The 15,634-nt window shown below is 66.3% G+C and carries 14 protein-coding genes and 1 pseudogene; 12 read left to right on the top strand and 3 right to left on the bottom strand.

The genetic code is table 11. The annotated features are described in order from the left end of the window. Positions 1 to 107 precede the first annotated feature (107 nt). The 9 genes from FF090_RS17175 to FF090_RS17135 all read left to right on the top strand — a co-directional run bounded on the left by FF090_RS17175 (position 108) and on the right by FF090_RS17135 (position 9,939). Positions 108 to 644, top strand: a complete 537-nt coding sequence (locus FF090_RS17175; protein WP_138857889.1) for an outer membrane protein assembly factor BamE — start codon at positions 108 to 110, stop codon at positions 642 to 644. 123 nt (positions 645 to 767) lie between these two features. After that, positions 768 to 1,583, top strand: coding sequence for a 4-hydroxy-tetrahydrodipicolinate reductase (gene dapB, locus FF090_RS17170; RefSeq protein WP_138857888.1), 816 nt, complete (start codon positions 768 to 770; stop codon positions 1,581 to 1,583). A gap of 8 nt (positions 1,584 to 1,591) precedes the next feature. Next, positions 1,592 to 2,227 carry a MotA/TolQ/ExbB proton channel family protein gene (locus FF090_RS17165; RefSeq protein WP_246071459.1) on the top strand — a complete coding sequence of 212 codons (636 nt, stop codon included), beginning with the start codon at positions 1,592 to 1,594 and terminating at the stop codon, positions 2,225 to 2,227. Continuing rightward, positions 2,220 to 2,654 carry an ExbD/TolR family protein gene (locus tag FF090_RS17160; protein ID WP_138857886.1) on the top strand — a complete coding sequence of 145 codons (435 nt, stop codon included), beginning with the start codon at positions 2,220 to 2,222 and terminating at the stop codon, positions 2,652 to 2,654. Before FF090_RS17165 ends, FF090_RS17160 begins: the two co-directional genes overlap by 8 nt. Positions 2,655 to 2,689: 35 nt before the next feature. Next, positions 2,690 to 5,338, top strand: coding sequence for a leucine--tRNA ligase (gene leuS, locus FF090_RS17155; protein WP_138857885.1), 2,649 nt, complete (start codon positions 2,690 to 2,692; stop codon positions 5,336 to 5,338). Continuing rightward, positions 5,338 to 5,823 (top strand): LPS-assembly lipoprotein LptE, encoded by a 486-nt coding sequence (locus FF090_RS17150; RefSeq protein WP_138857884.1) that lies wholly within the window; start codon positions 5,338 to 5,340, stop codon positions 5,821 to 5,823. The genes leuS and FF090_RS17150 overlap by 1 nt, the downstream gene beginning before the upstream one ends. A gap of 12 nt (positions 5,824 to 5,835) precedes the next feature. Then, on the top strand, positions 5,836 to 6,894 hold the full coding sequence (gene holA / locus FF090_RS17145) for a DNA polymerase III subunit delta (protein ID WP_138857883.1): 1,059 nt from the start codon (positions 5,836 to 5,838) through the stop codon (positions 6,892 to 6,894). Positions 6,895 to 6,946: 52 nt separating this feature from the next. Then, positions 6,947 to 7,525, top strand: a complete 579-nt coding sequence (locus tag FF090_RS17140) for a methylamine utilization protein (RefSeq protein ID WP_138857882.1) — start codon at positions 6,947 to 6,949, stop codon at positions 7,523 to 7,525. Beyond that, the gene (locus FF090_RS17135) at positions 7,525 to 9,939 is read left to right on the top strand and encodes a putative bifunctional diguanylate cyclase/phosphodiesterase (RefSeq protein ID WP_138857881.1); all 2,415 of its coding nucleotides are present in this window, start codon (positions 7,525 to 7,527) and stop codon (positions 9,937 to 9,939) included. The genes FF090_RS17140 and FF090_RS17135 overlap by 1 nt, the downstream gene beginning before the upstream one ends. Position 9,940: 1 nt before the next feature. Here FF090_RS17135 and FF090_RS17130 read toward each other — a convergent pair whose 3' ends face one another. From FF090_RS17130 to thiL, 3 genes are read right to left on the bottom strand one after another with little or no spacing between them, the layout of a single operon-like run. Beyond that, positions 9,941 to 10,429 (bottom strand): CinA family protein, encoded by a 489-nt coding sequence (locus FF090_RS17130; RefSeq protein ID WP_138857880.1) that lies wholly within the window; start codon positions 10,427 to 10,429, stop codon positions 9,941 to 9,943. 2 nt (positions 10,430 to 10,431) lie between these two features. Continuing rightward, positions 10,432 to 10,956 (bottom strand): phosphatidylglycerophosphatase A family protein, encoded by a 525-nt coding sequence (locus FF090_RS17125; RefSeq protein WP_138857879.1) that lies wholly within the window; start codon positions 10,954 to 10,956, stop codon positions 10,432 to 10,434. Further along, positions 10,956 to 11,924 carry a thiamine-phosphate kinase gene (gene thiL / locus FF090_RS17120; protein ID WP_138857878.1) on the bottom strand — a complete coding sequence of 323 codons (969 nt, stop codon included), beginning with the start codon at positions 11,922 to 11,924 and terminating at the stop codon, positions 10,956 to 10,958. The genes FF090_RS17125 and thiL overlap by 1 nt, the downstream gene beginning before the upstream one ends. Before the next feature lie 90 nt (positions 11,925 to 12,014). Here thiL and FF090_RS17115 point away from each other — a divergent pair, with 90 nt between their 5' ends. From FF090_RS17115 to FF090_RS17105, 3 genes and pseudogenes are all read left to right on the top strand, one after another. Then, positions 12,015 to 14,321 carry an NADP-dependent malic enzyme gene (locus FF090_RS17115; RefSeq protein ID WP_138857877.1) on the top strand — a complete coding sequence of 769 codons (2,307 nt, stop codon included), beginning with the start codon at positions 12,015 to 12,017 and terminating at the stop codon, positions 14,319 to 14,321. Positions 14,322 to 14,603: 282 nt separating this feature from the next. Further along, on the top strand, positions 14,604 to 15,002 hold the full coding sequence (locus tag FF090_RS17110) for a guanyl-specific ribonuclease (protein WP_175423764.1): 399 nt from the start codon (positions 14,604 to 14,606) through the stop codon (positions 15,000 to 15,002). Positions 15,003 to 15,068: 66 nt separating this feature from the next. Then, a pseudogene (locus tag FF090_RS17105) lies at positions 15,069 to 15,461 on the top strand (barstar family protein); the annotation flags it as partial. Positions 15,462 to 15,634 lie beyond the last annotated feature (173 nt).

The following is a 15,634-nucleotide window of genomic DNA, read 5'->3' as shown; positions in this document are numbered from 1 at the left end:
GGCGCAAAGGCTGCCACCTAGAATCGGCCGATCATAGCCAGCGCCCCATCGGGCGGTGGTGCCTGGGGTCGGCCTGACCGACCGCTTTGCCGCTGGATCTCGCTCTCATGTCTGATTTGCTTCGCCCGCTGCGCCGCAGCCTGGTGCTCCCCGCCTTGTTGGCTCTGGGGGCTTGTGGCTCCTGGGTCGGTCACGATGACCGTTTCATGGGCGTGGTGCCGCTCTACCGGATCGAAATCGTTCAGGGCAATGTGGTGACCAAGGAAGCGGCCGAGCGCGTCAAGCCCGGCATGAGCCGCGAGCAGGTGCGCGACATCCTGGGCTCGCCCATGGTGGCGGATGTGTTCCACGCGGACCGCTGGGACTATGTGTTCACCATCCGTCGGCAAGGAGCGGCGGCGCAGGCCCGCCGTTTGGTCGCGCAGTTTGAGGGCGACAAGCTCAAATCCTTTGACGTGCCGGGTGACCTGCCCACCGAGAAGGAGTTCGTGGCCTCGATCAACACCTTCAAGCCGCGCGGCGAGTCGCCCAAGCTTGCGCTGAGCGAGGCCGAGCGTGCAGCCCTGCCTCGTCCGGTGCGGCCCGAGCCGCCGGCCGTCGAGGCCAGCGGTGCAACCCGCGCCTACCCGCCGCTGGAAAAGTGATCCACCCCCGAAGCGCTGCGCGCTTCCCCCTCAAGGGGGCGTCACCAGTGGCCCGGCTAAGCCGGTTCCACGGTGACCGCTTGATCATGTCACCCTGTTGCCGCTCAGCCTCTTGCTCCACTGATGTCTGACCCGACTCCCTTGAAGATTGCCCTGGCGGGCGCCAGCGGCCGAATGGGCCGCATGTTGGTGGAGCAGGTGCTCCAGGCGCCTGATCTGCAGTTGGCCGGAGCCCTGGTCCATGCCGGATCGGACAGCCTGGGCCTGGACGCCGGTGCATTCAAGGGCCTCCGCACTGGGGTGCCGATGAGCAGCGACCCGGACCTCGCGCTGGGTGCGGCCCAGGTTCTGATTGACTATTCCCGCGTCGAAGCCAGTCTGGCCCTGTTGCAAAGGGCCGTCGCGCGTGGCCTGCCAATCGTGATTGGCACCACAGGCTTCAGCGCCGAACAGCGCGCGCAAATGCAGGTTGCCGGCCAATTGATTCCGGTGCTGTGGGCGCCCAACACCAGCGTGGGTGTCAATGTGGTGATGGATCTGCTGCGCCAGGCCGCGCTACGCCTCGGGGCGGAGTACGACGTTGAAATCGTCGAAGCCCACCATCGCCACAAGGTGGATGCCCCCAGTGGCACTGCGCTGCAGATGGGCGAAGTGATTGCGCAGGCGCGTGGACAGGCTCTTGCTGAAGTGGCCACGTTGAGCCGCGAGGGCCACACCGGCGCTCGGGAGCGCGGCCGCATCGGCTTTGCCACCGTGCGCGGCGGCGACATCGTCGGCGACCACACGGTGATGTTCTGTGGCGAAGGCGAGCGCATCGAGATCGCGCACAAGTCCAGCAGCCGCCTGCACTACGCGCAGGGCGCCCTGCTGGCGGCGCGCTGGTTGGCCCGGCAGCCGGCCGGCTTTTATTCCATGGCCGATGCGTTGGGGCTGACATGACGGGTGTGATGGACTTTTGGGCCCATGCCGATGCCCTGGTGCGGGGGCTGGGTCTGTTGCTGCTCCTGATGTCGGTCTGCAGCTGGACTCTGATCTTGTGGAAGGCGGCCCATTTGCGCCGCGTGCGGCGGCTGTTGGCCCAAGCCCTGGGTGTGTTCTGGGCGGCGCCGAATTGGACGAGCGGCCGCGCGCAGGTTGAGGCCCTGGATCGTGATGGCCTGCTGCTGGCCCTGATCGACGCCGGGCAGGCGCCGGTGGCGGCGGGTTCGCTGGGCGAAGGGGCGGCGAAGGAGTCCCGCCTGACGCGCCAGTTGCGCGATGCCTTGCATCGGGTGATGGCCCGCCTGCAGCTCGGTCAGGTCTGGCTGGCTTCCACCGGCGCCACTGCGCCCTTTGTGGGCCTGTTGGGCACGGTCTGGGGCATCTATCTGGCCCTGCAGGGGCTGGGGCAGGGTGGGGCGGTCAGCATCGAGCGCTTGGCCGGTCCGGTGGGCGAGGCCCTGGTGATGACGGCCGCCGGGCTGGTGGTCGCCATTCCTGCGGTGCTGGCCTACAACGTGTTTGGCAAGCAGGTCGAGGCCCTGGAGGCCGATCTGGAAGGCTTTGCCCACGACCTGCGCGAGTGGTTGCGCGAGCATGGCTAACTTCGGCCGCATCGAGCGCCGACCCTCGGCGCGCCCGATGAGCGACATCAATATGACGCCGCTGATCGATGTGATGCTGGTGCTGCTGGTGATCTTCATGGTGGCCGCGCCCTTGATGTCGGCCGCGCTCAAGCTGGACCTGCCGGCGGCCCAGGCGGCGCAGACGCTGCAGCCTCAGGCCCAGGCATTGCGCATTGCGTTGGACGCGCGTGGCGCCCTGTTCTGGAACGACGAAGCCCTGGATACGGCGGCGCTCAAGCCCAAGCTCAAGGCTTTGGCCGCGCGCCAGCCTGAGGCCGAGATTCAGCTCTCCATCGATCAGGCCGTGCCCTATGGCCGCGTGGCCGAGCTGTTGGATTTGCTGCAGACGGCGCAGCTGACGCGCCTGGCCTTCGTGACCGCGACGCCAGCCTCCGCCCCCCGTTAAGGCAAGCTTGGCCGGCATAGGACAATGCCGACCCTATGAAAGCCCCCACCGACTTCAGCCCGCGCGAGATCGAAGCCCGCGCCCACGCCCATTGGTCCGCCATCGACGCCTACCGCGTTCGCGAAGACCAGAGCAAGCCCAAGTACTACGCCTGCTCGATGCTGCCCTACCCCTCGGGCAAGCTGCACATGGGCCATGTGCGCAACTACACCATCAACGACATGTTGGCGCGCCAGCTGCGCATGCAGGGTTACAACGTCCTGATGCCCATGGGCTGGGACGCCTTCGGCCTGCCGGCTGAGAACGCCGCCCTCAAGGGCAAGGTGCCGCCCGCGCAGTGGACCTATTCCAACATCGCAGTGATGAAGGGCCAGATGCAGGCCATGGGTCTGGCCATTGACTGGAGCCGTGAGGTCGCCACTTGTGATCCCAGCTACTACAAGTGGAACCAGTGGCTGTTCCTGAAGATGCTGGAGGCCGGCATTGCCGAGCGCCGCACGCAGATCGTCAACTGGGACCCGGTGGACCAGACCGTGCTGGCCAATGAGCAGGTCATCGACGGCAAGGGCTGGCGCAGTGGCGCCCCGGTGGAGAAGCGCGAGATCCCCGGCTACTACCTGAACATCGTCAAGTACGCCGATGAGCTCCTGAGCGCGGTGGCTGACCCGGCCGATCCCAACTACCTGAGCGGCTGGCCCGAGCGGGTGCGCCTGATGCAGGAGAACTGGATCGGCAAGAGCGTGGGCGTGCGCTTCGCGTTCCCGCACTCGATCCAGGGTGCCGACGGCCAGCTGATCCAGGACGGCAAGCTCTTCGTGTTCACCACGCGCGCCGACACCATCATGGGTGTCACCTTCTGCGCCGTGGCCCCCGAGCACCCGCTGGCCGCGCACGCTGCAGCCGGCAATCCCAAGCTCGCGGCCTTCATCGAGGAGTGCAAGGCCGGCGGCACCACCGAGGCCGAGCTGGCCACGCAGGAAAAGAAGGGCGAGCCCACCGGGCTCTTCGTCACCCACCCGCTGACAGGTGCGCAAGTCGAAGTCTGGATCGGCAACTACGTGCTGATGAGCTACGGCGACGGCGCCGTGATGGGCGTGCCCGCGCACGACGAGCGCGACTTTGCCTTTGCCAACAAGTACGGCCTGCCCATCAAGCAGGTCATTGACGTGGCCGGCCAGGCCTATGACGACAAGACCTGGCAGGAGTGGTACGCCGACAAGCAAAGCGGCCGCTGCATCGAATCGGGCGTTCTCAATGGCCTGGGCTTTGCCGAAGCGGTGAGCAAGGTGGCCGAGTTGGTGGGCGCTCAAGGCCTGGGCGAGAAGAAGACTACCTTCCGCCTGCGCGACTGGGGCATCAGCCGCCAGCGCTACTGGGGCACCCCCATCCCCATCATCCACTGCGCCGATTGCGGCCCGGTGCCGGTGCCCGAGAAGGACCTGCCGGTGGTCCTGCCCGAGGACTGCATCCCCGATGGCAGCGGCAACCCGCTGAAGACCCGCGCCGACTTCCTGCACGTGGACTGCCCGAAGTGCGGCAAGCCCGCGCAGCGCGAGACCGACACCATGGACACCTTCGTGGATTCGTCCTGGTACTTCATGCGCTATTGCGACCCGAAGAACAGCGAGCAGATGGTGGCCGGTGGCACCGATTACTGGATGCCGATGGATCAGTACATCGGAGGCATCGAGCACGCCATCCTGCACCTGCTGTACGCGCGCTTCTGGACCAAGGTGATGCGCGACTTGAAGCTCGTGAAGGTCAGCGAGCCTTTCAAGAAGTTGCTGACCCAGGGCATGGTGCTCAACCACATCTACAGCCGCAAGGGCGAAAAGGGTGGCATCGAGTACTTCTGGCCGCATGAGGTCGAGAACGTTCAGGGCGAGGACGGCCGGGTCATTGGCGCCAAGCTCAAGAGCGACGGCTCGATGGTCGAGTACAACGGCATCGGCACCATGTCCAAGTCCAAGAACAACGGCGTGGACCCGCAGGCATTGATCGATCAGTACGGCGCCGACACGGCCCGCCTGTTCGTGATGTTCGCCAGCCCGCCCGAGCAGACCCTGGAGTGGAACGACGCCGGCGTCGAGGGCGCACACCGCTTCCTGAAGCGTGTCTGGAATTTCGGCCAGAAGCAGGCCGAGGTTTTGCAGGCCGCCGGGGCGGATTTCAGCGCCCTCTCCAAGGACGCCAAGGCCCTGCGCCGCGAAGTGCACCTGGTGCTCAAGCAGATCAGCCACGACTACGAGCGCCTGCAATACAACACCGTAGTCAGCGGTGCAATGAAGCTCTTGAACGCACTGGAAGGCTTCAAGCCCAGCGCGCCGGCCGACGCCGCTGCGCTGCGCGAGGGCGCCTCGGTGCTGCTGCGCGCGCTCTATCCGGCCTGCCCGCACCTGACCCATGTGATGTGGGAGGAGCTGGGCTTTGCGGCCGAACTGGGCGATCTGCTCGATGCACCCTGGCCTAAGGTCGATGAGGCCGCTCTGGTGCAGGACGAGATCGAACTGATGCTGCAAATCGGCGGCAAGCTGCGCGGATCCATCAAGGTGCCGGCCGGCGCCGACAAGGCGGCTATCGAGGCCGCGGCCCTGGCCACCGAGGAGTACGCCAAGTTCAGCAATGGCGCGGCGCCGAAGAAGGTCGTGATCGTGCCGGGCCGTCTCGTCAACCTCGTTCTGTGATGTTGCGTCGCCTGTTCTTGGCGGGAGCTGCCGTCGGCTTGGCGGGCTGCGGCTTCCGGCCGCGTGGCGCGCCCAGTTTTCATTTCGAGCGCCTGCACTTGGCGGGCTTTGCCGAGGGCTCGCCGCTCCGCCGCGAACTGGAGCGGCATTTGACGCATTTGCCTCTGGAGCGGCTGGAGCAGCGCGCCCAGGCCCAGGTCATTCTGGAGGCGCTGAGCGAGCGGCACGACAAGATCGCCGTGGCCAGCACTTCGGCCGGTCAGGTGCGGGAGTGGCAGCTGCAGCTGGCGCTGGAATACCGCCTGGTAACACCCAGCGATGAGTTGTTGTTGCCCGCCACCCAGTTGCGCCTGACGCGCGACCTGACCACCACGGAGGCTGCCGCGCTGGGCAAGGAGCGCGAGGAAGCGGACTTGCGTCGCGCCATGCAATCCGAGGCTGTGGCCTTGCTGCTGCGCCGCCTAGCGGCGGTGCGCCTCCGCTGAGTCGCTGACGCTGTGCAACTGAAGCTCGAACAGCTCGAGGCCCACTTGGCCAAAGGCCTGCGCCCGATCTACGTGGTGCATGGCGATGAGATCCTGCTGGCGCAAGAGGCCTTGGATGCCATTCGCGCTGCCGCGCGCGTCCAGGGCTTTGACGAGCGTCAGGTGCATACCGTGGCTGGGGCGCATTTCGACTGGAGTGGCTTGCTCGGTGAGTCGGCCGCGCTGTCCTTGTTCGCCAGCCGTCGCATCGTGGAACTGCGCATCCCCGGTGGCAAACCCGGCAAGGAGGGTAGCGAAGCCCTGCAGAAGTTGGCGGCGCAAGCTGGGCCCGACCTGCTGGTGCTGGTGAGCCTGCCCAAGTTGGACCGAACGCAACAAAGCAGTGCCTGGTTCACGGCGCTGGAAGGGGCCGGGGTGGGCATCGCGGTCTGGCCGATCGAGCGCCGGGCCTTGCCGGCCTGGCTGGCCGCGCGGGCGCGCCGCGCGGGCATGCGCCTGGGCGAGGGGCCCGAGGGCGAGCATTGCTTGAGCCTGCTGGCCGAGCGCGTCGAGGGCAATCTGCTGGCGGCGCAGCAAGAGATTGACAAGCTGGCTCTGCTGCATCCGGGTGCGGTGCTGAGCCTGGAAATGATCGAGACCGCGGTGACCGATGTCGCGCGCTTTGAGGCCGGCCAATTGGCCGAGGCCCTGTGGGCGGGCGATGTCGGCCGCACGCTCAGGATGCTCGACACCCTGGAGGCCGAGGGCGAATCGGCGGTGCGCCTGCACTGGATGCTGGCGGACGATGTGCGGGCGCTGCGGCGCGTCAAACGCGCGCAGGCGCGCGGCCAGCCCCTGCCCATGGCCCTGCGCGAAGCGCGGGTCTGGGGAGCGAAGGAGAAGTGGTTCGAGCGCGTTCTGCCCCGATTGCAGCTGGCGCATCTGGACGCCTTGCTGCTCGCCTCGCACCAAATGGATGGCATTGCCAAGGGCTTGAAGGAGCCCGGTTGGCCCGTGGACCCCTGGGCGGCGCTGCGCGACTGGCTGTTGCGCATTGCCGGAGCCTTGCAAGGGCAGCGCCTGCGCGCCTGAGGCGATGCCTCATTTGCGGCTATCGTCCTGCCTACTGATCGTGGGGGATGCGATGCGCAGCTGGCTATGGGCCGCAGGGCTGATGGGGATCGTGGGGACGACGGGGGCGCAGGCGGCCCCGTTGCAGATCCAGGTGCTGGACGCCAAGGGCCAGCCTCTTGTCGGCGCCGTGGTGGCACTGGAGCGCAGCGGTCAGCCCGAGCGCGCCCGCGCCGGGGCTCGTGCCGAGATGGCGCAGAAGGACCGGCAGTTCGCGCCACAGATCTTGGTGGTGCAGACCGGCACCGAGGTCCATTTCCCCAACCTCGATCCTGTGCGTCACCATGTCTATTCCTACTCTTCGGTGAAGAGCTTCGAGCGCAAGCTGTACTTAGGGGAGGGCGCCGAGCCGGTGCTGTTTGACCGGCCCGGCGTGGTGACGGTGGGTTGCAATATCCATGACCGCATGAGCGCCCACATCGTGGTGGTGGACACCCCCGTGTTCGGCCTCACCGATGAGCGTGGCCAGCTGAGCCTGGACGCGCCTGCAGGTGGCCTGACGCTGCAGGCCTGGCACCCCAGCCGCAAGGACACCAAGTTGCACCGTCAGGTGCTGCCGCCGTCGGCCACGAGTTACAGCCTGACCTTGTGATGCGCCGCCCCGCCTATTTGAATGTGCAGCGTCTGGAAGGGCGCATCGTGGCCCTGTTCTTGGGCCTGTTGCTGCTGGTCCAGTTGGGCGGCTTTGGGTTGGTGCAGCGTGCCATCCACGCCAATGCCGTCGCCTCGATTGACAAGAATTTGAAGGACACCGAGTGGCGCCTGCAGTTCTTGTTGGCGCAGCGCATGCAACGTCTGCACGACAAGGCCGTGCTGCTGGCGGCCGATAGCGGTTTGCGCCAGGCCATCGGTTTGATGCACGACGAGGCCGGCGCCGAAACTTTGCGCGATGCGCTGCAGAACCATGCGCAACGCATCGGCGCCTCGCTCGCCGTCTTCACCGATCCGAACCAGCAGGTGGTGGCCGCCGTGGGGCCTCAGGCCGAGCGCTTGCGCGAATTGGCCCGCGAGCTGCAGGGCGCGCCGCCGCAGGAGTTGGCCGCGCAGCTGACGCTCATCGATGGCCGTGCCTATCAATTGGCGAAGGTGGCGGTGAACACGCCGGCCCCCGCTGGGGAGTTGGTGCTGGGCTTTGCGCTGGACGCCGAGGTGTTGATCAATCTCGAGCAACTCACCAATGTCGAGAGTTTGCTGATGGTGCCGGACGCCGCGGCCTGGCGCTTGGCGCTGGCCGTCATCGATGCCGGCGAAGCGCAAACCCTGATCGACGCCGCGGCCCAAGGTCGGGTGGGCAGTGCCAAGGCCATCAACCTGACCTGGCATGAGGAGACCTGGCGGGCCCGGTTGATGACGCTGCCGGCCTTGGGGACGCCAACAAAGGCGGGTCTGCATGCCTTGCTGCGGGCTTCGGTCGATACCGCCGTCAAGCCCTACAAGGAGCTTCAGGGCAATTTATTGATCTTGACGCTGGCCGGTGTGGCGGCCTTTGCCCTGGGAGCGGTGCTGACGGCACGCCGCATCGGTGGCCCCATCAAGGGCCTGGCCCGTTCGGCCGAGCGACTGGGGCAGGGGGACTACGACAGCCCGGTGGCTCAGCCCGAGGCGGTGCAGGAGGTGCGCGATCTGGCCACGGCGCTGGAGTCCATGCGCGGAGGCATCAAGACCCGCGAGGCCGAGGTGCATCGCCTGGCTTATTGGGACCCGCTGACCGGGCTGCCCAATCGGGCCCAGTTCATGCAGCAATTGCGTGAACGATTGCGCGAACGCCTGCAGCAGCCGGGCGGCGCGTTGGCGGTGCTGATGCTGGATCTGGATCGTTTCAAGCATGTCAATGACGTGCTGGGCCCGGCCGTCGGTGATCAGTTGCTGCAGCGTGTGGGCGAGCGCCTGCGCGCCCTGGCGCCGGAGCCGCATCTGCTGGCCCGTTTGGGGGGGGATGAATTTGCGCTGATGGTGGAAGGAGCCAAGGCCCAGGATGCGCTGCAGCTCGCGCAGCAAATCTCCCGCAGCTTTGAGGCCCCTCTGTGCATTGGCGAGCAGACCATCGACGTGGGCGCCGGCATTGGCGTGGCGCTGTACCCGGAGCATGCGCAGGAGGCCGAGGGCCTGATGAGCCAGGCCGAGGCCGCCATGTATGGCGCCAAGCGCGCGCAGCTCGGCGTGGCCCTCTACGACCCCGCCCAGGACGATCGCAGTCAGGCCTCGCTGGGCCTGCTGTCTGAGCTGCGGCGCGCGGTCGAGCACAACGAGCTGCGGCTCTACCTGCAGCCCAAGCTGGACCTGCACACTCGCAGCGTGCAAAGCGCCGAGGCTTTGGTGCGTTGGCAGCACCCCACGCGCGGTCTGGTGCCGCCCGGGCTCTTCATTCCTTTTGCCGAGCAGACCGGCTTTGTGCGCCAGCTCAGCGCCTGGGTGCTGCGCGAGAGCGCGCGCTTTGCGTCCGCCGCCGCTGCGGCCGGTCAGCCCCTGCGCATCAGCGTCAATCTCTCGACCCGTGACCTGCTCGATGCGGACCTGCCGGACAAGATTCGCCAGCTATTGGACGAGGCGCAGGCCGACCCTTCTCAGCTGTGTTTGGAGATCACCGAGAGCGCCATCATGGACGACCCCGAGCGCGCGCTGCGCACCACAGAGCAGTTGCATGCCATGGGTTTCAAGTTGGCCATCGACGACTTTGGCACCGGCTATTCCTCTCTGGCCTACCTCAAGCGCCTGCCGGTGCAGGAACTCAAGATTGACCAGAGCTTTGTGATGGCCATGGAGACCGAGGCCGACGACCGCAAGATCGTGCGATCCACCATCGACCTGGCCCACAACTTGGGGCTGTCTGTGGTGGCCGAGGGCATCGAGACCCTGCCCGCATTGCGCCTGCTCGCCCAATGGGGTTGCGATGAAGCGCAGGGCTACTACATGGCCAAGCCCATGCCTTGTGATCAGTTCCTGGCTTGGCAGCGGCAGTGGAGCGCGCCGAGTTGGGACGATGGGGCGGACCCGCTGACGCGCTGATTCAGTCCTCAACCGCGTCGCACAAGGCCTGCAGGCCGACCCGCACGGTGGCCAGGCGCACCGCGTGCCGATCGCCATCAAAGCGCTCCTGCCAGCAGCGCACCAATCTGCCGTCGTGTGCCAGCGCCAGCCACACGGTGCCGACCGGCTTGCCTTCGCTGCCGCCGGTGGGGCCGGCGATGCCGGTCACGGCGAGGGCCCAATCCAGCGGTGCATGGGCCAGCAGACCGCGCGCCATGTGGCCGGCCACCGCCTCGCTGACCGAGCCATGCAGCGCAATCAGGGCGGGCGGCACGCCCAAGAGCTCGGTCTTGCTCTGGTCGCTGTAGCTCACCACCCCGCGCTCAAACCACTGGCTGGAGCCGGAGAGCGAGGTGCAGGCGGCGCCGATCAGGCCGCCGGTGCAGCTCTCGGCCACGCCCATGCGCTCCTTGCGCCGGATCAGGGCCAGGGCAATGCGTTGGATCAGTTCGGTGTCGTCGGCAAACATGGTCAGCTCCAGCGTTGCAGGGCCAGCAAGGCCAGGGCCCAGACCCCCAGGGTACAGCCGGCGGCCACGAAGTCATCCAGGAGGATCCCCAGCCCTTGGCGCCAGCCGATGGGGCCGCCGCGTTCGGCCTTGAAGAGGCCATCGGCCCAGCGCACCGGGCCGGGCTTGGCGGCGTCAAAGTAGCGGAAGGCTCCAAACAGCAGGGCCTGCTGCCACAGCACCGGGGTGCCGGCCAGCCACAGCACCAGCCAGAAGGCCAGCACCTCGTCCCAGACGATGGCGCCGGGGTCGGCCACGCCCATGTGCTGCGCGCAGCGGGTACAGGCCCAGACGCCCAGCAGAGTGCCCAGGGCCACGATCCAGCCCCAGGGCTGCGGACCGCACAGGACCTCGGCCAAGGCATAGATTCCCCAGGCCCACAGCGTGCCAAAGGTGCCGGGTGCCTTGGGCGCCAGGCCGGAGCCGAAGCCCAGCGCAATCCAGCGCGCCGGATGGCCGAGCATGAAGCGGAGGGTGGGGCGTTGCATCAGGGCGAAAGGAAGTGGTCGAAGCTGCGCAGACCCAGCTCCAAGCGCTGGCCCTGCGCATCCATCAGGCGCAGGCCGGGCGCGGCTTCGATGCGGCCGATGCGGGTTACGGTCGTCTGGCAGGCTTGGGCCGCGGCGCGTACGGCCTCGGCGCGGTCGGCCGGTGCGGTGAAGATCAGTTCGTAGTCATCACCACCCGCCAGGGTGCAAAGGCGTTGCAGTGCCAGCGGCTGGGCGCGCAGGATGGGGCTGCGCGGCAAGGCCTCAGCCTCGACAGTGGCGCCCACGCCCGAGGCTTGCAGCACATGGCCCAGGTCGCCCACAAAGCCGTCCGACACATCGATGGCGGCGCTGGCGATGCCGCGCAAAGCTTGGCCCAGGGCCACGCGCGGGCTGGGAGTTTCCATGGCCTGGCGCACTTGCTCGAAGTCCGCGCCGCTCAAGGCTTGCGTGCCGCGGAACACCTCGAGCGCCAGGCGGGCATCGCCCAACTCGCCGCTGACCCAGATCTCGTCGCCCACACGCGCACCGCTGCGCAGCAGGGCCTGCCCGGCCGGGGCCTCGCCCATCACCGTGATGCACAGATTCAGCGGCCCGGCGGTGGTGTCGCCCCCGGCCAGTGCAATGCCATGTGCATCTGCCAACGCAAATAAGCCGCGCGCAAAGGCCTCGCACCACACTGCGTCAGCACGCGGCAGGGCCAGCGCCAGGAAGAAGGCGCGCGGTGTGGCGCCGCAGGCGGCCAGGTCGGAGAGGTTCACCGCCAGGGCCTTGTGCGCCAGGCGCTCGGGCGCCACGGTCGACAGGAAGTGCCGGCCTTCGACCAACATGTCGCTGGAGACCAGCCAGTGCTGACCCGGGCTGGGTCGCAGCACCGCGCAGTCGTCGCCAATACCGACGGCGACCGCCTCATGACTGTCAGGGCGGCGGAAGTAGCGCCGGATCAAATCGAATTCACCGAGGGACATGCAGGCTTGGCATGGGCAAAGGGGCGTCATCCTAGGCCCTGCAGTCCATCCTCATGCACACTCGCTGACCCCGAAGAAATTCCAAGAGCCATGCCCACTCGCGAAGAAGAACGCGCCCAACAGCAGCAGCAGTTGCGCCAAGCCGCCCTCGAGTACCACGAGTTCCCCACGCCAGGAAAGCTGGCCATCAGCGCCACCAAGAGCTTGGTGAACCAGCGCGACTTGGCCCTGGCCTATTCGCCCGGGGTGGCGGCGGCCTGCGAGGCCATCGTCGAGGACCCGTCTTCGATCTTTCGCTACACCGCGCGCGGCAATTTGGTGGCGGTGGTCACCAATGGCACCGCGGTGCTGGGCTTGGGGGACATCGGCCCCGAGGCCGCCAAGCCGGTGATGGAAGGCAAGGCGGTGCTGTTCAAGAAGTTCGCCGGCATCGATGTGTTTGACATCGAACTGCGCGAACGCGACCCCAAGAAGTTGGTCGAGATCATTGCCGCCTTGGAACCGACCTTTGGCGGTATCAATCTGGAGGACATCAAGGCGCCGGATTGCTTTGAGGTGGAGCGCGCCCTGCGCGAGCGCATGAAGATCCCCGTCTTCCACGACGACCAGCATGGCACCGCCATCGTGGTGGGCGCGGCCCTGTTGAACGGTCTGAAGGTAGTGGGCAAGAAGATTGATGAAATCAAGCTCGTCACCAGCGGCGCCGGGGCGGCGGCCTTGGCTTGCTTGAACCTGCTGGTCAAGCTGGGTGTGCCGCGCAAGAACATCTGGGTCACGGACCTAGCCGGCGTGGTCTATCAAGGTCGTACGGAGCTGATGGACCCGGACAAGATCGAGTTCGCTCAGCCCACCGACGCACGCACCTTGGCTGAGGTGATCGCAGGCGCCGATGTGTTCCTGGGGCTGTCCGCAGGCGGTGTGCTGAAGGCCGCGATGGTCGAGAAGATGGCGGCGCGCCCCTTGATCTTTGCGCTGGCCAATCCGACACCGGAAATCTTGCCCGAGGAAGTGCAGGCCGTGCGCACTGATGCGGTGATGGCCACCGGGCGCAGCGACTACCCCAATCAGGTCAACAACGTCCTGTGCTTCCCCTACATCTTCCGGGGGGCATTGGATTGCGGTGCTACCACCATCACCGATGCGATGGAGATTGCCGCCGTGCACGCCATCGCCGAATTGGCGCAGGCAGAGCAGAGCGAGGTGGTGGCGGCGGCCTATGCGGGCGCCACGCTGGCCTTCGGCCCGGACTATCTGATTCCCAAGCCCTTTGATCCGCGGCTGATGATGCGCATCGCGCCCGCCGTGGCCCAGGCGGCCATGGAAAGTGGCGTCGCCCTGCGCCCCATCTCGGACTGGGACGCCTATCGCGAGAAGTTGCAGAGCTTCGTTTATGCCAGCGGCACGACGATGAAGCCCATCTTCAACATCGCCAAACGCGCCAAGGCCAAGCGTGTGGTGTTTGCCGAGGGCGAGGATGAGCGCGTGATGCGCGCGGTGCAGGTGGTGGTGGACGAAGGTCTGGCTCACCCCATCCTGGTGGGGCGCCCCGCCGTCATCGAGCGCCGCTGCGAGCGCTTTGGCCTGCGGGTGCGGCCGGGCAAACACTTCGAGGTCTGCAATATCGAGGACGACCCACGCTATCGCGACTTCTGGCAGACCTATCACCAGATGGGCGAGCGCAAGGGCGTGACTGAGCAGTTGGCGAAGATCGAGATGCGTCGCCGCCTGACCTTGGTGTCCAGCATGCTGCTGCACAAGGGTGAGGCTGATGGCATGCTGTGCGGCACCTGGGGCAGCACGGCCAACCATCTGTCCTACATCGATCAGATCATCGGCCGTCGCAAGGGTGTCAATACCTACGCCTGCATGAACGGTCTGATCTTGCCGGGCCGTCAAGTGATGCTGGTCGATACCCATGTGAACTACGACCCCACGGCGGATCAACTGGCGGAGATCACCCTGCTCGCTGCTGAGGAGATGCGGCGTTTCGGTCTGCGCCCGAAGGCGGCCCTGCTGAGCCATTCCAACTTCGGCTCCAGCAACCAGCCCTCGGCGCTGAAGATGCGGGAGGCGCTGGCGCTGATTCATGAGCGGGCGCCGTGGCTGGAGGTGGATGGCGAGATGCATGGCGACGTGGCCTTGGACGCCGCCGCGCGCATGAAACTGATGCCGCGCTCCACCTTGAGCGGTGAGGCCAATCTGCTGGTGTTGCCCAATATTGACGCAGCCAACATCGCCTACAACCTGCTCAAGACGGCTTCGGGGGGCGGCATCGCCATCGGCCCGGTGCTGCTGGGTGCGGCCAAGCCCGTGCACATCCTGACGCCCTCAGCGACAGTTCGGCGCATCGTCAATCTGACCGCCTTGACGGTGGCAGACGCCAACGCCGCGCGCTGAGTTGCACCAGGCGCCGCATGTTGCGGCGCCGCAAAACTCAGACCAAGGGGCCTGCCAAGAGGGTTTTCTCGGGGGCTCCTTGGGCTGTGCGCTCAAAAACTTTGCAGGATCAAGGTTTGCCCACCAAGTGGCGCAAGTTGTTGATTTGATAGCAATTTTTTTGATGTGTGCGCACGCTAACGGACGGCTTTACCCTGGTTTTCCGGGGTCCGGACGGCTTGAGCTTTCTGGCCCTTTTCGATACCATCTGGGCCTCAGTTTCAGGGTAAACCCGTGATCTTGATGGAGAGTAGAGCCGGTCGGATGCTGCGGCGCAGTGTGATGGTCACTGCAGCGGCCGTGTTGTCGATAGGGTGTGTGCTGGTGCCGGTTCAGGCCCGTGAAGCCCAAGATTCGGCGGTCGCCCTGAGCGATTTGCCGGTTCAGGTGCAACGCACGCATGCATTGGTGCTCGCTGGAGGTCCATTCCCCTATGCCAAAGATGGCACGGTGTTTGGCAATCGCGAGCGTCTGCTCCCCCGCAAGGCCCGTGGGTTTTATCGCGAGTACACCGTCAAGACGCCGGGCGTACGCCATCGGGGCGCGCGGCGGCTGGTTTGCGGTGGGGAGCCGCCGACCCGCCCTGAAGCTTGTTACTACACCGAGGATCACTACAGCAGTTTTCGCCGCATTCAGTACTGAGTACCGCGGCTTGGCGTTGGAAGCGATCCCACCCCGTTCTTTGTCGATTTGTCCGAGGATTTGAGCATGTTGTTGCAGACCATCCGCCCCAATGTGGTGCAGGCCATCCGAGCCTACCGTGTGGAGGACTTGCAGCAGGCGGCGAGTGAAGCCGGCCAGCATTTCCTGTACGCGCATCTGTCGGAGGCCAACTCCAAGCAAGATGTGTTGGAGCGCATCGCCGCTGCCTTCCTGTTCCCCGAGCATTTCGGCAAGAACCTGGACGCGCTCTATGACTGCATGACCGACTTGGTCCACAAGTCGGGCCCGCAGCCCGGTTTTGTGGTGGTGCTGGAGCAGTTGCCCGACAACGCCAAGTTCGACCGCGAGTCGCGCGAGCAATTGCTCGACGTATTCCGTGAGACGGCCGACTACTGGGCCGACCGCCGCATCCAGTTCCGCTGCTTCTACTCTTGCCAGTACCCGGCCCAAGAGGCGGGCATCTGGGAATCGCGCAGCCTGGAGCCGGCGCCCCAAATTGAAAAGCCGCTGCCCAAGAGCGCGGCCAACAAGGCGGGCGGCAACCCCAACTTTGGCATGAACATGCCGCTGATGTGCTCGGCCTTCGACACTTCGGCCTGGCTCAACGCGGC

Origin of the sequence: Inhella inkyongensis (assembly GCF_005952805.1) — a bacterium.
GTDB classification, from domain to species: Bacteria; Pseudomonadota; Gammaproteobacteria; order Burkholderiales; family Burkholderiaceae_C; genus Inhella; species Inhella inkyongensis.
This window is presented reverse-complemented; position numbering and strand designations above follow the sequence as displayed.

Coding starts and splice junctions, on each gene's coding strand:
- FF090_RS17165 (WP_246071459.1), top strand. CDS start 1,592: ATGGACTTTTGGGCCCATGCCGATGCCCTGGTGCGGGGGCTGGGTCTG.
- FF090_RS17135 (WP_138857881.1), top strand. CDS start 7,525: ATGCGCCGCCCCGCCTATTTGAATGTGCAGCGTCTGGAAGGGCGCATC.
- FF090_RS17110 (WP_175423764.1), top strand. CDS start 14,604: ATGGAGAGTAGAGCCGGTCGGATGCTGCGGCGCAGTGTGATGGTCACT.
- FF090_RS17115 (WP_138857877.1), top strand. CDS start 12,015: ATGCCCACTCGCGAAGAAGAACGCGCCCAACAGCAGCAGCAGTTGCGC.
- FF090_RS17160 (WP_138857886.1), top strand. CDS start 2,220: ATGGCTAACTTCGGCCGCATCGAGCGCCGACCCTCGGCGCGCCCGATG.
- leuS (WP_138857885.1), top strand. CDS start 2,690: ATGAAAGCCCCCACCGACTTCAGCCCGCGCGAGATCGAAGCCCGCGCC.
- FF090_RS17140 (WP_138857882.1), top strand. CDS start 6,947: ATGCGCAGCTGGCTATGGGCCGCAGGGCTGATGGGGATCGTGGGGACG.
- FF090_RS17150 (WP_138857884.1), top strand. CDS start 5,338: ATGTTGCGTCGCCTGTTCTTGGCGGGAGCTGCCGTCGGCTTGGCGGGC.
- dapB (WP_138857888.1), top strand. CDS start 768: ATGTCTGACCCGACTCCCTTGAAGATTGCCCTGGCGGGCGCCAGCGGC.
- FF090_RS17130 (WP_138857880.1), bottom strand. CDS start 10,429: ATGTTTGCCGACGACACCGAACTGATCCAACGCATTGCCCTGGCCCTG.
- thiL (WP_138857878.1), bottom strand. CDS start 11,924: ATGTCCCTCGGTGAATTCGATTTGATCCGGCGCTACTTCCGCCGCCCT.
- FF090_RS17125 (WP_138857879.1), bottom strand. CDS start 10,956: ATGCAACGCCCCACCCTCCGCTTCATGCTCGGCCATCCGGCGCGCTGG.
- FF090_RS17175 (WP_138857889.1), top strand. CDS start 108: ATGTCTGATTTGCTTCGCCCGCTGCGCCGCAGCCTGGTGCTCCCCGCC.